The 14,726-nt window shown below is 74.2% G+C and carries 10 protein-coding genes; 5 read left to right on the plus strand and 5 right to left on the minus strand.

What is annotated here, in order from left to right:
- Positions 1–134: 134 nt before the first annotated feature.
- Together ABZS66_RS24270 and ABZS66_RS24275 are read left to right on the plus strand one after the other, a co-directional pair.
- Complete coding sequence (locus tag ABZS66_RS24270) at positions 135–986, plus strand: YrhB domain-containing protein (protein ID WP_354761256.1); 852 nt, start codon at positions 135–137, stop codon at positions 984–986.
- A 70-nt stretch (positions 987–1,056) separates the two neighbouring features.
- Positions 1,057–1,671, plus strand: coding sequence for a hypothetical protein (locus ABZS66_RS24275; protein ID WP_354761258.1), 615 nt, complete (start codon positions 1,057–1,059; stop codon positions 1,669–1,671).
- A gap of 4 nt (positions 1,672–1,675) precedes the next feature.
- Here ABZS66_RS24275 and ABZS66_RS24280 read toward each other — a convergent pair whose 3' ends face one another.
- A complete protein-coding gene (locus ABZS66_RS24280; protein WP_354761259.1) occupies positions 1,676–6,661 on the minus strand; it encodes a pentapeptide repeat-containing protein in 4,986 nt (1,661 codons plus the stop codon).
- Between the two features lie 99 nt (positions 6,662–6,760).
- On the opposite strand from ABZS66_RS24280, the gene ABZS66_RS24285 reads away from it, so the two are divergent.
- Entirely contained in the window at positions 6,761–7,984 is a 1,224-nt protein-coding gene (locus tag ABZS66_RS24285) for an SLC13 family permease (protein WP_354761261.1), read from the plus strand.
- Positions 7,985–7,986: 2 nt separating this feature from the next.
- Positions 7,987–8,304, plus strand: coding sequence for a putative quinol monooxygenase (locus ABZS66_RS24290; RefSeq protein WP_354761263.1), 318 nt, complete (start codon positions 7,987–7,989; stop codon positions 8,302–8,304).
- 25 nt (positions 8,305–8,329) lie between these two features.
- On the opposite strand, the gene ABZS66_RS24295 is transcribed toward ABZS66_RS24290, so the two are convergent.
- Genes ABZS66_RS24295 through ABZS66_RS24310 form a run of 4 tightly spaced genes read right to left on the minus strand, consistent with a single transcriptional unit; the run spans position 8,330 to position 13,753 of the window.
- Positions 8,330–9,724 carry an aldehyde dehydrogenase family protein gene (locus ABZS66_RS24295; RefSeq protein ID WP_354761265.1) on the minus strand — a complete coding sequence of 465 codons (1,395 nt, stop codon included), beginning with the start codon at positions 9,722–9,724 and terminating at the stop codon, positions 8,330–8,332.
- 11 nt (positions 9,725–9,735) lie between these two features.
- Positions 9,736–10,758 (minus strand): BadF/BadG/BcrA/BcrD ATPase family protein, encoded by a 1,023-nt coding sequence (locus ABZS66_RS24300; RefSeq protein ID WP_354761267.1) that lies wholly within the window; start codon positions 10,756–10,758, stop codon positions 9,736–9,738.
- Complete coding sequence (locus ABZS66_RS24305) at positions 10,755–11,795, minus strand: SIS domain-containing protein (RefSeq protein WP_354761269.1); 1,041 nt, start codon at positions 11,793–11,795, stop codon at positions 10,755–10,757. Before ABZS66_RS24305 ends, ABZS66_RS24300 begins: the two co-directional genes overlap by 4 nt.
- Before the next feature lie 47 nt (positions 11,796–11,842).
- Positions 11,843–13,753, minus strand: a complete 1,911-nt coding sequence (locus tag ABZS66_RS24310) for a primary-amine oxidase (protein ID WP_354761270.1) — start codon at positions 13,751–13,753, stop codon at positions 11,843–11,845.
- Between the two features lie 188 nt (positions 13,754–13,941).
- Between ABZS66_RS24310 and ABZS66_RS24315 the strand changes: the two genes are divergently transcribed.
- The gene (locus tag ABZS66_RS24315; protein WP_354761272.1) at positions 13,942–14,724 is read left to right on the plus strand and encodes a GntR family transcriptional regulator; all 783 of its coding nucleotides are present in this window, start codon (positions 13,942–13,944) and stop codon (positions 14,722–14,724) included.
- Positions 14,725–14,726 lie beyond the last annotated feature (2 nt).

The following is a 14,726-nucleotide window of genomic DNA, read 5'->3' on the forward strand; positions in this document are numbered from 1 at the left end:
CTCACCCTCGTCGTCGCGTCTCGTGGCCTCAGCCCAGGGACGGATCCGACCGCTTGCCGTCACGCCGACCGGCTGGCGGCGGTGGCTCGGCCCGGACTGGACGGCGCCCGGGGTCTGGGGAACGCTGGACGGCGATGGATCACGATGACGTCGTCGATCGGCTGCTCGCCGTCATCGGCGAGCCGGACGAGGCACCGCCGCCGGTAGCCGTGGCGGAGCTCGAGGACATCTTCGGGACCCCGCTGCCGGCGGACTTCCTGGAGCTCGTGCGGCGGGTGCCGGACGGGACCTACCGGGGCTGCCTCCAGGTGCTCCGGCCGCAGCTCGGCCTCGCGGTGCTGCTGCGGCTGGTGTTCGAGGGCCGGCGGGAGACTGTCCCGGACGACCTCGTCCCCTGGGCGCACATCGGCGACGACTACATCGTCTGCTGGGTCGCCGACGGGCCGCCCGGCGCGTGGCGGACCGGGGTGTTCGACCGGCACGGCGGGGCGGTGCTGCACCCGTTCGACGGCGGGTGCGCCGAGTTCCTGCTCGCGTTCCTCGCCGGCACCACCGGGCTCAGCGTGCTCGACTTCGTCGAGGAGACGAGTCGCGGCCGCCTGTTCGACCACGAGCCGCCCGTGCCGCCGCCCGCGCGGGTCGACCCGGCCGGGTGGAACGCCACCGCCGGCGAGCCGCGGCCCGAGCGCAGCGCCCTCGACGAGCAGGAGGCGGCCGCGGCCGCGGCGGCCTTCCTCGCCGAGGAGTACCGGCAGTGGCTGCGGCCGGGCGAGCCGATGCCGGTGCGGACCCAGCCGGAGCGGGCGTTCCGGGACGGGCGGCGCTACGTCGTGCCGTACAACTCGATCGACCTGCTCGACCACGGCGACCTCGACGCCGAGCTCGGCGGCAACGCGCCGATCCTGGTCGACCTCGACACCGGCGAGTGCCGGCACATCGACCTGAACGAGACGTTCGCCTACCGGGATCGCGGGCACGAGCTGTGACAGCATCTGTATCACGCGTGCCGGAACCGCATCCGTACATACAAGGGGTACGCAGGGACGGGGGACCGCAGTGCAGGAAAGCTGGCCGCACACGCTCGCCGACGGGTTCGTCGGGGCGTTCCTCGGGTCGATCCTCTCCGTGCTCGTCGCGCTGTACGCGATCCGCCGCGCGCAGCGTACCGACCGGGAGAACCGGCGCGAGGAGCTGTCCCTGGCCGCCGCCGCGCGGCTCACCGAGGCGCTCCTGGAGGCGCTCAAGCGGCTCAACCAGCTCGCCGACCACTCCGTGGCCCGCACCCGGGCGTCGCGGGCCGAGGCGATGTCGGCCCTCGCCAGCGAGCTGGAGACGGCCGTCGACCTGCACGCGCCGGTGCTGCTGCCGGCGGCGTTCGCCGAGCTGCCGGAGCGCACGCACACGCTGCTGGAGCGGTTCCTCCCGGCGATCGACGAGCGTGAACGCGCTGTCATGCGGCAGGAGCGGCTCGCGGAGACCGACGAGGACCGGGGCTTCGCGGTCGACCGGCAGGCGGCCGACCTGCGCAAGGTGCTCGTCGGGTTCCTGCGGGACACGATCGCGACGCTGACCGCCTACCGGCGCGGCCAGCCGCTGCCCGCCGGGGCGCTCCCGGCGGTGCCCGCGCTACCGGTCGCCCCGGGCCGCACGGCGACGCCGCGCCAGCGGTAAGCGGTCACCAGAGCAGCGGGGCCTCGACCGGCAGGCGGCGGATCGCGGCGTCGACCGGCGCGTCGAGCTGCCCGGGCGCGTAGCGGCAGAGCTTGATCGCCCACCACATGGCCTCGCCGGGCTCGCCCTCGAGCTTGTAGCGGCCGTCCGGCAGGATCGTGGCCCAGCCGTCCTGGTCGAACGGCACGAGCGTGGCGGCGGGCACCGGGCTCGGCGGCCGCCACAGCAGGACGACGCCGTCGGCGCCGGAGCTGGCCAGCAGGCCGCCGGCGCAGTAGGCCACGTCGTAGACGGCGCCGAGGTGCCCGGTGAGGGTGGCCACCGGCGCGCCGTCGGCCGTGCGCCACACGCGGACCGTCTCGTCCTGCCCGGCGGTGGCGAACGTGGTGCCGTCGGGGCTGAACGCCACGCTGTGCACCCAGCCGCGGTGCGCGGCGAGCGTCGCGACGTGGGCCCGGTCGGCGTACTGCCACAGCTGGACGGTGCCGTCGCTGCCGCCGCTGGCGAGGAGGCTGCCGGCGGCGTTGAAGGCGAGCGCCGACACGACCCGGGTGCGGCCGGTGAGCAGCGGCTCGCCCCAGGTGCCGTCGTCGATGCTCCACAGCTGGATGGTCTCGTCGCCGCCGGCCGCCACCAGCGTGCGGTCGTCGCGGGTGAACGCCAGCCCGGCGACCGTGCGGGTCGGGCTGGCGAGGGTGTTCACCCGGGCCGCGTCGGACACCCGCCAGAGCCGGATGCGGCCCTCCCCCGCCGACGTGGCGAGCAGGTCGCCCGCGTGGTTGAAGACCAGCTTGCGGACCGGGCCGCCGTGCGGGGCGCCCGCCGGTGACGCGTGCAGCTCCCCGTCGGCCAGCCGCCGCAGCTGTACCGTGCCCTTCGCGCCGCCGATCGCCACGAGCGCGCCGTCGGGGCTGAACCCGACGCCGAACACGCCGTCGGTGTGGTCGCGGTGCAGCACGGTGGAGGTGCCGCCGGCGACCCGCCACAGCCGGACCCGCCCGTCGTCGGTGCCGGCCGCGAGGAGCCGCCCGTCGGGGGTGCCGGAGAGGTCGTTGATGTCGTGCTGGCGGCCGCCGAACGCGAACCGGCCGCTGTGCGACGACACCGTCCAGATCCGCACGCTCCCGTCGGTGCCGGCGGTGGCGAGCAGGTCGCCGTCGGGGCTGTAGGCGACGGCGAGGACCTCGTCGTCGTGGCCGGACAGGCTGGCGACGACCGAGCCGTCGGCGACGCTCCACAGCCGCACCAGGCCGTCGCCGCCGCAGGTCGCCAGCTCCGTGCCGTCGGGGCTGAGCGCGACGCCGAGCACGACGCGGATGTGCGCGGCGATCTCGTCGCGCAGCGCGCCGTCGCCGACCCGCCACACCCGGGCCTTGCCGTCGCCGCTGCCGGTGGCCAGCAGCGTGCCGTCGGCGTTGAACGCGAGCGCCTGCACCGGCCGGGCCGACACGTGCAGCGTGCGGCCGCGGGTGCCGTCGGCGACGCTCCACATGCGCACCAGGCCGTCGGCGGCGGCCGCGGTGAGCAGCGTGCCGTCGGGGCTGAACGCGACCGCGGTGACGCCGGGACCGGCCGCGTCCTCGGCGCCGAGGGTGCGGTGCAGCACGCCGTTGGCGACCCGCCAGAGGTACAGGCTGCCGTCCTCGCCGCCGGCGGCGAGCAACGTGCCGTCGGGGCTGAACGCGACCGCCTGCACCGGCCCGGCGGGCTCGGCGAACGTCTCGCGCAGGGTCACGTCGTCGGTCCGCCAGACCCGCACGGTCCCGTCGAGGCCGGCGCTGGCCAGCAGGCCGCCGTCGGGGCTGAACGCGACCGACGTGATCTCGCCGGCGTGGCCGGACAGCGTGCGGTGGATGCGGCCGCCCTGCGGGCCCGCGATGACGACGGTCTGGCCCATGCCGTAGGCGACGAGCCGGCCGTTCGGGCTGAACGCCACGCTGCGCGCCGGTGCGACCGCGGGCGGGCGCTGCACGAGGACCGGGTCGCGGCCGGCGACGGCGGCCTCGGCGAGCTCCGGGCCGCCCAGCGCGGCCGGGTCGGCGGTCACGTTGATGAGCGACGCGCCGGTCCACCGGCTGCCGGTGAGCACGGTGCCGGAGAGGTCGGTCGCGACGAGGCGGGCCTCGCTGAAGTCGGCGCCGGCGAGGTCGGCGCCGACCAGCCGGACCCGGTCGAGCGCGGCGCCGACGAACTGCGCGGCGCGCAGCGAGGCCCGGCTGAGGTCGCTCTGCACGAGCCGGGCCGAGGTCAGGTCGGCGCCGGCCAGGTCGGCCTCGCTGAAGTCGTTGCCGGCGATGAGGCTGCCGCGCAGGTTCTGCCCGGACAGCCGGGCCTGGGTGGCGTGCTGCACGCCGACGCGGTCCTGCACGAGCAGCGCGTTCTTCTTGGCCACGTCGCTGGCGGTGAGGCTGTCGAGCACCTGCCGGGCCCACTCGACGGCCGGCCCGCGGCCGACCAGCCCGGCGAAGAAGTCGGCCATGAGCGCGGAGATCGGCCGGTGGCCGAGCACGGCCGGGTTGCGGTCGGGGCCCTGCAGCTGGCGGGCCGCCTCGGCGGCGATCAGCCACTCCAGCACCGACTGGTGCACGAAGCCGAACCGGCCGTCGTCGTCGCGCACGAGCAGGGTGCCCGAGCCGACGAGCTGGGCCGCCTGGTCCTCGTCGAGGAAGCGGTCGGCGAGCGGGCCGAGCGCCTGCGCGGTCTCCTCCTCCAGCTCCGACACGGCGACGGTCCACTCGACGGACTGCCACAGCCGCATCGCGAGGGCGCGCACGGCCCGCCAGCGGTCGTCGGTGGTGAGGACCGGGGTGGCGCCGCGCGGGCTGGCCCGCCAGTCCTCGTGCCGGAACCAGTGGTCGAGCAGCTCGCGGTACAGGTCGGCGGAGCTGATGCTGCCCTCGCGGGCGTGCACGCGGCGCAGCCGCGCCTCGTCGAGGTTGGCGATGAAGCCGAGCATCCGCGGGTTGCGGGACAGGCCGAGCAGGTCGCGGATCTCGCGGATCAGGTCGAGGCGGGCGTCGGCCTTGCGGTGGTCGCCGCCGAAGAGGCGGATGAGGTACTCGCGGATCTGCTCGTCGGTGAAGTCGACCAGCTCGACGAGGTGCGAGCTGCGGACCCGCTCGACGCGCTCGCCGAGCGCGGTGAGCACCTGCTGGGTCGACATGAAATGCTGCGAGCGGCTGCTGATGACCAGCTTGGCCCGGCCCTCCAGGCCCTGGAGCAGGGTCTGCAGCCGGTCGGCCGCCCGGTCGTACGACACCCGCAGGGCCAGCTCGTCGAAGCCGTCGAACATGAGCACGATCCGGCCGCTGCGCAGCATGTACCGGAACGCGTCGAGGTTGATCCGCTTCTCCCCGGAGAACGCGAGGTGCTGCGCGACGAGCTCGTCGACGCTGCGGGCCTTCTCCAGGGTGCGCAGCTCCAGCAGCATCGGCACCAGGTGCGGCAGGCGCTCGGGCATCCGCCGCGCCAGCTCCTGCAGCAGGAAGGTCTTGCCCAGGCCGAAGTCGCCGAGGACGAGCACGAACTCCTGCTCGTCGGTCTCCATCCAGCTGAACACCTGCTCCAGCAGGCCCGGGCGGATCTCGCCGGGTGCGCCGATCACCCGGTACCGCTGCGGCACGTAGGTGGCCGGCGGGTAGAGCCGGCTGTTCTCCAGGCGCTCGGTCTGGCGGGCGAGGTAGCTGCGCAGGTCCATCAGGCCCTGGTACTCGACGAAGCTGCGCAGGTTGACCCCGCGCTTGCGGGCGTGCGCGACGAGCCCCTCGCCGGCGGGCGCGCCGCTGTAGACGAACTCGGAGACGAGATACGGGTCGGCGGCGGCGAAGTCCTGGTGGACGTGCTGCACGAACTGGTCGATGATCCGCTCGGTCACGCCGTTCTCGGCCAGGCCGACCGGCCGCTGGGTGACGAACGAGTCCTCGACCGAGCTGACCCGCAGGTACATCGGCGCCTTCGCGGTCGCGGCCACCGTCACGATGGTGGCGCCGCCGTGCCGCAGCGCGCAGATCTCCTTGACCCGGTCGGCGAACTCCTCGACCCGCCGGGCCCGGCCGCCGGGCTGGATCGTCTCGACCGGCGCCGCCGTGGGCCCGGCCGACGGGAACGTCGCGGTCACGGCGTCGAGGGCGGCCGGGAGGTCCTCGCGGACGAGGCCGCCGTCGCGCGGCGTCCAGCGGGTCAGCCCCTCCGGGGCGATGCGCACGAGCGCGGCGCCGCCCGGCCCGGCGGCCAGCATCGGCGTGCCCGCGCGGACCCCGCCGTTCGAGCCGTGCACGACCAGGTTGAGGTGCGGGGCGACGAGCCGGTCGAGCAGCTCGGCGTCGCGCAGCTCCTCGCCGGCGGCGCCCGCCGGGCCGTGCCGCAGCACGCCGATGCGCAGCCAGCCCTGCCCCGCATACCGCGGCAGCCGCGACTCGAACCACTGGGCCTGCTGCTCACCGATCAGCCCGTAGGCGTCCTCGTCGCGGTGGCTGTGCGCGATCGTCGAGTTGACCCCGGCGACGACCACCTTCAGGTCGGGCTGCTCGAACAGCGACCACGGCTCGCCCGGCGCGAACGACACGTCGGCCACGTCGTGGTAGAACCGGCCGAACATGGCGGCGAACTGGGTCCACTTCGGCCAGAACGGCGGCTCGGCCTCCTCGTCCTCGGCGGCGCGCTGCAGGAAGTAGGAGGCGGCGGCCTCGCGGTTGATGTCGCCCTCGCCCGGCACCAGCACGACCCGCCGCGGCGGCAGGTCGAACAGCGCGGCCAGCTCGGCGAGGTAGCGCAGCGCCTGGTCGTACTCCCACTTGCGGCCGCGCCGGGCCAGGTTGCCGGTCACCACCACGAGGTCGGGCCGGGGCAGCCCGGCGCCGAGCATGATCCGCATTGCCTGGTCCGGACGTTCGCCGGGGCCGTCGTCGGGCTTGCGGAACTCCGGCAGCCCGGCCAGCTGTAGCACCGTAATCGCAGGTCGTTGCTCGTTTCCGGCCACGATTGTGGACACGGTGCCCCCTGTCGCCCATCGACTGGCGCCTACTCTACCGGTTCACGCGATCACGGTGCGACAACCGATCGAGTGCACCCATCCCTGATACTGGGCGCTGTGAACGACTCGGTGGTGGTCGAGCAGCGGCCCGCGCGGGCGGCCAGGTGGCGGCCCGACGCATTGACCTGGGTGGCGATCGCGGTCAGCGTGCTGGGGGCGGCCGCGGTGCTCGTCGGCCCGCTGACCCTCAAGGACGCGACGGCGACCCTGGACCGGGTCGTGGAGTTGCTGATCTTCCTCGGCTTCGTGGTGATCCTGGCCGAGCTGACGGCGAAGGCGGAGGTGTTCGACGTCGTCGCGGCCCGGCTCGCGATCCTCGGCCGCGGCCACTACGCGGTGCTGTTCGTGCTCTGCGTGCTGCTCGCCGCGGCGACCACGATGTTCCTCAACCTCGACACGACCGCGGTCCTGCTGACCCCGGTCATGCTGGCGGTGGCCCGCGCGATGCGCGTCCCTCCCCTGCCGCTCGCCATGACGACCGTCTGGCTGGCGAACACCGCGAGCCTGCTGCTGCCGGTCTCGAACCTCACCAACCTCCTGGCCGGCGACCGCATCGACCTGACGCCGGCCGAGTTCGCGGCCCGCATGGTCCTGCCCCAGGCCGCGTCGATCCTGGCCACCATGGCCTGCCTGTGGCTGTTCTACTGGCGGCGCGGCCGCCGGGGGGCGGACCGCTACACGCCGCCCGCCCCGCACCGCCCGCACGACCGGGTGCTGTTCGTGCTCGCCTCGGTCGCCTGCGTCAGCTTCGTCGTGCTCATCCTGGCCGGGGTGCCGCTCGCCTGGACCACCGGCGCCTGCGCCGGCGCCGTCCTCGTCGGCTTCCTGCTGCGCGACCGGGCCAGCCTGCGCTGGTCGCTCATCCCGGTCCGGCTGCTGTGCTTCGTCACCGGCCTGTTCCTGGTCATGCAGGCCGTCGGCCGGCTCGGCCTCGACGACCTGCTCACCACGATCATGAGCACCGACCCGGGCGTCGCCGGCACCGTGCGCGCCGCCGCGACCGGGGCCGGCCTGTCCAACCTCATCAACAACCTGCCGGCCTACGTCGCGGGTGAGTCGGCGGTGCCGGTCGCCAACCACACCCAGCTGCTGGGCCTCCTCCTCGGGACGAACATCGGGCCGATCATCGTGCCTTGGGCATCCCTCGCCACGCTGCTGTGGTACGAACGGTGCCGGGCCCAGAACGTGACCGTCTCCTGGCGCACCTTCGTCCTCACCGGCGCCGTCACCGCCGTGGTCACCCTCGGCGCCTCGGTCGCCGTCCTCCTGCTGATCGGATAACCATGATTTTCATTACCGTGAAGTTCCGCGTCCGGCCCGAGCACGCCGACGCCTGGCCGTCGATCACCGCCGCGTTCACCGCGGCGACCCGCGCGGAGCCGGGCAACCTGTGGTTCGACTGGTCCCGCAGCCTCGACGACCCCGACGAGTACGTGCTCGTGGAGGCGTTCCGCGACGACGCCGGCGAGGCGCACGTGACGTCGGAGCACTTCAAGGAGGCGCAGCGGACGCTCCCGCAGTACCTCGTCGAGACCCCGCGGATCGTGAACGTCACCGTCCCGCAGGACGACTGGTCACAGCTCGGCGAGATGGCCGTCTGACCGTCCTACCCGCTGCGGCCGCGGCTCAGTAGGGGTAGTGGGGCGCCACCTCGGTCGTGGTCAGCCAGCGGCGCTGGGTGAACTCGTCGAGGTTGTCGTCGCCGCCCGAGCGGCCGCCCAGGCCCGACTGGCCGATGCCGCCGAACGGTGCCAGCGCCTCGTCCTGCGGGGTGGCGTCGTTGACGTGCGCCATGCCGCCGCGCAGGCGGCGCGCCACCGCGAGGCCGCGGCGCTGGTCGGCGGTGACCACGGAGTTGACGAGGCCGTACTCGGTGTCGTTGACGACCCGGATCGCCTCCTCCTCGTCCGCGACCACGAGCACCGGGGCGACCGGCGCGAAGATCTCCTCCCGCCACAGCCGCATGCCCGGGTGCACCGACGTGACGACCGCCGGCCGGAAGTACGGCACCGGCTCCGGCCCGCCCGTCAGCACCGTCGCCCCGTCCGCGACCGCCGCCGACAGCAGCTCCGCCGCCCGGGCGTGCTGCCGCCCGTTGATCATCGGACCGAGCCCGACCGCGTCGGTGTGCGGGTCGCCGACCCGGATCGCGGCGGCCCGCGCCGTCAGCGCCGCCACGTAGGCGTCGGCGACGGCGGCGTGCACGACGTGGCGGCCGGCCGTGATGCAGGTCTGGCCCTGGTAGTGGAAGCTCGACCAGGCCCCGATCATCGCGGCCTGCTCGACGTCGGCGTCGTCGAGCACGACGAGCGCGTTGTTGCCGCCGAGCTCCAGGGACACCTTCTTCAGCAGTCCGCCGGCCGTCGCCGCGATGGACCGCCCGACCGCCGTGGACCCGGTGAAGTGGACCATCGCGGTCGCGGGGTGGACGACGAGCCGCTCCCCGACCTCGGCGCCGCCCTGCACGACCTCGAAGACGCCCGGGGGCAGCCCGGCCGCCTCGAACAGCTCGGCGAGCGCCGCGCCGCCGGACAGCGGCGTCTCCGGCGACGGCTTCAGCACCACGGCGTTGCCGAGGGCGAGCGCGGGCGCGATGACCCGCATGCCGAGCACGAGCGGGAAGTTCCACGGCGTGATCGCGGCGACGACGCCCAGCGGCACCCGCTCGGCGAGGCTGAACCGGCCCGCGTGGTTCGACGGCCGCACCTCGGCCACCGGCCGGGAGGCGAGGCCGGCGGCCTCGTACAGCTCGCCGGTGGCGGCACCGATCTCGTAGTCCGCCTTGCCGGGGATCGAGCCGGTCTCCCGCACAATGAGCTCACGCAGCGCGGCGGCCCGCGCGCCGAGCTCGGCCGCGGCCCGGCGCAGCACGGCGGCGCGCTCGGCGTACGTCAGGGCGGCCCACCCCGCTTGTGCCTGCGCCGCTCGCTCGACGGCGGCGTCGACATCCGCCGCCGTGGTCGCCGCCACGCTGCCGAGCGTGGCACCGGATGCCTTGTCCAGGGCGAGAAGTGTGGTCATTGGTCTGCTCCTCAGGATGGCGGTGTTCCGTGGAGGTGCCGCCGGGCGAGGGCGAGCGCCCCCGCCACCGGCGGCCGGTCGAGCAGGTACACGGTCAGCCCGGCGTGCTCGCGCGCGACAGCGTCGCGGAACGCGTCGAACAGCGCCGGCTGGCTCGTCATGACCCCGCCCGCCGCGACCACGTGCGTCAGCGCGGCGTTGCGTGGGGTGTCGGGCCGGTCGAGACCGGCCGATGCGGGAGGCGTCGTTCGGAGCAGGACGCCGACGAGCGCGGCGAGGCTGGTGGCGCCGGCGGTGATGACGGCGCGGGCGTCGGCGGAGCCGGCGTCGGCCGCCGCGAAGACCGCCGGGGCGCGCGTCGCCCAGTGCGTGGCGTCGGTGTTGTCGTTGACGGTGCGGGCCAGGGCGGTCGGGCTGTCGACGGCGAACGCCTCGAGCAGCGCCGGGAGCAGCGCGTCGGCCGGGCCGCGGGCGTCGTGCCGGGTCAGGGCCGCCCGGACCGCCTCGCGCACCAGTGCCGGGGCGCTGCCCTCGTCGCCGAGGACCCAGCCCCAGCCTCCGGCGAAGCCGAGCGAGCCGTCGGGGCGGACCGCGACGGCGATCGACCCCGTCCCGGCGATGACACCGATGCCGGCGGCCAGGCCCGCGGCGGGGACGAGGAGCGCCGCGTCGTTGGTGACGGTCGCGGGGACGCCGGTCACCCGGGCGAGCGCGTGCTGCAGCTCGGCGCAGTGCTCCTCGGTGTCGCAGCCCTGGGCGCCGACGCCGATCGCGACGACGGTGGCGCCCGGTGGCCGGTGCCGCTCGACCGCGGCCGCGATCCAGCGCGCGGCGCCCGCCGCCGGCTCGGCCGCCCAGTCGTCGCTGACGTCGACCGCGTCGGCGAGCCGCACACCGTCGACGGTCTCGATCCAGATCTGGGTCTTGGTGCCACCGATGTCGAGCCCGGCGACCACCGCGACGCCGCCGGCCGCCGGGAGGCCCGCGGGCGACCCGCCAGGGGCGCTCGCAGGGGCGTTCACAGGGCCGCTCACAGGGCCGCGACCTTCGTGTCGTCGTGCTCGAAGACGAAGTCCTCGACGTCGATGCCGGACCGGGCCGCCGTCTGCGCCACCAGGGTCTGGAGCACCACGGCCTCCAGAATGGCGCGCTGGCTCGGCGGCAGGGCCGGCAGCCGCACCACCTGGAACCGCGGCCCCGGCTCGGCCGCCTCGGCGGTCACCAGGACGACCGCGTGGCCGGCGGCGGCGAGGGTGCGCGCCACGTCGGCCTCGCGCTGGTCGCCGATGAGGACGTGGGCGGTGCCGCCGGCCGACTCCATGGCGCCGTGCAGATACTGCCGGGTGCTCATGGCGGTCGCCGGCAGGCGGACGACCTCGCGGAAGAGCAGCGCGCCGGCCTCGGCCGAGCCCACCGACGGCCCGGCGCCGACGAAGTCGGCCGCGCGGACCCCGGCGAACGTGGCGGCGAGCTCGTCGGCCCGCGCCGCCAGCGCCGCCTCCAGCTCGTGCAGCCGCTGCGGCAGCAGCGCCCACGACGGGTCGACGCGGCCACCGCCCCGACCGTCGCCGCGGCCGTCGTCCCACGCCTCCGCGATCATGCCGAGGCCGGCGACGGTCGCCGTGTAGCCGATCGTCGACGCGTAACTGTCGGGCAGGTCACCCAGCGGCAGGTGCCGGGCTGCCGCGGCGGCGATCGGCGACCGGCGGGCGTTGGTCACCGCGTAGCGCAGCGGCTCGCCGACCGACTGCAGCACGGCGAGGGTCTCGGCACTGCGGCCGCTCTGCGACACGGCGACGAGCGGGTGGTCGGTCTCCGGATACGGCAACGGGTGGTCGCCGGCACCGAGCCGCCAAGCGTGGACCCCCCGCCGGCGCAGCGTCCAGGTGGGGGCGCAGGCGGCGGCCAGGCTGGCCCCGATCGCGACGAAGATCGGGCCGGGCCCGCGGAACCAGCCGTCCGCCTGCCGGGCCTCGACCTCGGCGGTCAGCGTTCGGATCGCGTCGCGCAGCGCGTCGTGCTGCTGGGCGCGGGCGGCGGCGAAGGTGATGTGGCCCTCCGGCGTTGACATCGTTACTCCGTAGTTCGGTCGCAGCGGCGGTGAGGTCGGGTGGTCGTTCAGCTGTGGCAGTGGTGGCCGACGGACGCGGGCACGTCGAGGGTCGGGTTGGCGCCGAAGAAGCCGGACGGCTTGAGCGCGAACCCGGTGGTGTCCACCGGCATCACCGGCCAGTCCTCGGGGCGCGGGAAGTGCGTCAGCCCGAACGTGTGCCAGACCACGATGTCGGTGCCGTCGACGTCGCGGTCGGCCGCGACCCAGGCCGGCATGCCGGCGCCTCCGGGGTGCTGGTTGACGAGGTCGCCGGCCGGATACTGCTCGGCGGGGTCGTATGCCGTCACCCAGAGGTGCCCGGTGGCGAACGTGGCGCGCCGGTGCAGGTCGGAGCCGGCGTCGGCGAGCAGCGCCGGCTGGCCCTGCGGATGCAGAACGTAGGCGACGTCGCGGCCGAGCCGGTTCTGCACGGCCGGGTTGCCGATCCGCCAGGTGCGGCCGCGGTTGCCGTCCGCCGTGCGGGGGCCGTCGCTCTCCCGGTGCAGCCGGGTCACCTGCTGGGTGATGCCGGTGCCGGTCGGGTTGGCCGGCCCGCGCGGCACGGCGACCGCGTCGACCTCCTCTACGTAGTTGTCCGGCCCGTCGACCGTGACGTCGAGGCGCGCGCTGAACAGGTGTTGGTGGTGCGGCGCGCCGAGGGCCGGGGCGACCTCCGTGGCGAACGGGTAGTCGCCGCCGGGGTTGGGATGGCCGGAGGTGAACACGACGCCGGTGGCCTTGACCTCCAGCTCGATCGTGCCGTCGAGGTAGAAATACCAGTAGAACCCGTAGTCGTAGTTGCCGACGGTGACGAAGAACGAGACGACGAGGCGCCGGTTGCGCCGCACGTCGCTGGAGCCGGTGAAGGAGCTGGTGTGCTTCCACAGCACGCCCCAGTCCTCCTCGTGGATGCAGATCGCCTGCGGGATGGTGCGCGGGTTGCCGGCGTTGTCGGCGACGACCACGTCGAGGTAGGTGATGTCGCCGACGCAGTCGCAGCCGAGCTCCAGCGAGTTGGCGAAGTTGCCGAGCAGATACTCTCCGCCGTCGAAGAACGTCTGGAACCAGCGCTGTGGGCTGGGGTCGGCGTAGGGCACGACCATCTCGGCGATCGACGCGCGGTAGAGCACGGGCCGGCCGGCGACGGAGATGTCGCGCAGCACCAGCCCCTCGCGTGAGTCGAACGAGACCTGCAGCCGCCACCCGAGCCACTCCAGGACGTTGTCGGCGCCGATGGCGAAGCTCGGCCCGTGCGGCTGGGTGATCTCGATCGGCCGGAAGCCCTCACGGACCGGTCCGACGAAGTCGGCGAGGTGGAAGTTGCCGTCCTCCTCGGGCACGGCGAGCACGGCCGCGTCGAGGACCTCGACGACCTCGCGGGCGATGACGTCGACATAGGCCACGACTCCGTCGACCGGATGCGCCCAGGGCAGGTCGTCGGGGCTCTTCTGCAGGAAGGTGAACGTGCGCTGCAGGCGCCGGCCCTGCTCGTCGTCGGTCATGGCCGCACCGGCCGACAGCGGCTGCACGCGCAGCACCGACAGGTCGGTCAGGCCCCGCCGCTGCATGGCGGCGAGCCAGCGCGGGTCCTTGTGGACGATCTCCTCGACCATCGCGAACTCCAGCATCACGACCGGCACCTGGCCGTCGCGGGCCGGGTCGATCCGGACCGACGAGACGACCCGGTCCTCGCCGGGGCAGACGACGACGTCGTGCGACGTGCCGTCGGCCATGTCGATGAGCATCGCCCGGAACCGGCGCGGCACCTGCGCGCCGCCGGCGGACAGCTGCCGCTTGTCGGGCTCGAGCAGGCCCAGGTAGGCCACGTGCGTGGTCTCCGTCAGCAGACCACCGCGGACAAGGAGCTCGCGAGCGGCCGAGATCTCCTCGGCGCGCAACGGTGCCAGTGCGCTCGACACGCTGGACGGTGCGACCACGACAGTTCCTCCCCGGACCAGAGCCATACCCGATGTCGACCACACAATACCAATTTTTGCGCTGTGGTACAGCGTGGCGTGGCACTCACTCACAAGATGCTGCCGAATCCGGCAAAACCACCGCGGCAATCGCCCTATCTGGTCTTCTGTGGTTTGCACAAACCGTGATCTTCCGCGATGATGCGACTGTGACCGAGGCTTCGATGTCCACGTCGATCCGCGCCGACCATCCCGAGCCGCTCTGGATCCAGGCCGTCAACCTGATCAAGGACCAGATCGCCACGGGTGCGCTCAATGCCGGCAGCCGGCTCCCTCCGGAGCGGGAGCTGTGCGAGCGGCTGGGCATCAGCCGGGTGACGTTACGCAAGGCCCTCACCACGCTGGTGGACGAGGGCATCCTGAGCGCGTCCCACGGCCGCGGCTGGTATGTCGCGCCGAGCGCCACCACCCGCGAGTGGCCGAACAGCCTGGAGTCGTTCACCGAGACCGCCAACCGGATGGGCCTGGCGCCCAGCTCCAGCGTGCTGCGGCAGGAGATCGTGGCCGCCGACCTGGACCAGGCCGAGGAGCTGTCGATCGCGCCGGGCACCCCGCTGTTCGTGCTGGAGCGGGTGCGCCTGCTCAACGACGTGCCGATCGCGCTCGACCTGACGCAGGTGCCGGCCGACATGGTGCCGGGCATCGTCGAGGCCGACTTCCGGATCCGCTCGCTCTACGGCCAGCTCGCCACCGCCGGGCTCGACCCGGTCAAGGCGGACGCGACGATCGAGGCGCAGGAGGCCGACGCCTACCTCGCCGACCACCTGCAGCTGGAGATCGGCAAGCCGGTGCTGGTGATGCGGCAGCTGGTGTTCAACGGCGCCGACCGGCCGCTCTTCTCCTCGGTGGTGCGCTACCGCGGCGACCGCTACCGGCTGCGGACCTCGTTCCTGCGCACCGGCCCGGCCCGGCCCTCGTGGGGGCTGCGCTAGCG

The sequence above is a fragment of the Dactylosporangium sp. NPDC005572 genome (assembly GCF_040605515.1).
Lineage (GTDB): Bacteria > Actinomycetota > Actinomycetes > Mycobacteriales > Micromonosporaceae > Dactylosporangium.

Bases quoted from the DNA above. Each gene is read 5' to 3' on its own strand.
- ABZS66_RS24270 (WP_354761256.1), top strand. From the start codon at position 135: ATGGATCACGATGACGTCGTCGATCGGCTGCTCGCCGTCATCGGCGAG.
- ABZS66_RS24290 (WP_354761263.1), top strand. From the start codon at position 7,987: ATGATTTTCATTACCGTGAAGTTCCGCGTCCGGCCCGAGCACGCCGAC.
- ABZS66_RS24295 (WP_354761265.1), bottom strand. From the start codon at position 9,724: ATGACCACACTTCTCGCCCTGGACAAGGCATCCGGTGCCACGCTCGGC.
- ABZS66_RS24305 (WP_354761269.1), bottom strand. From the start codon at position 11,795: ATGTCAACGCCGGAGGGCCACATCACCTTCGCCGCCGCCCGCGCCCAG.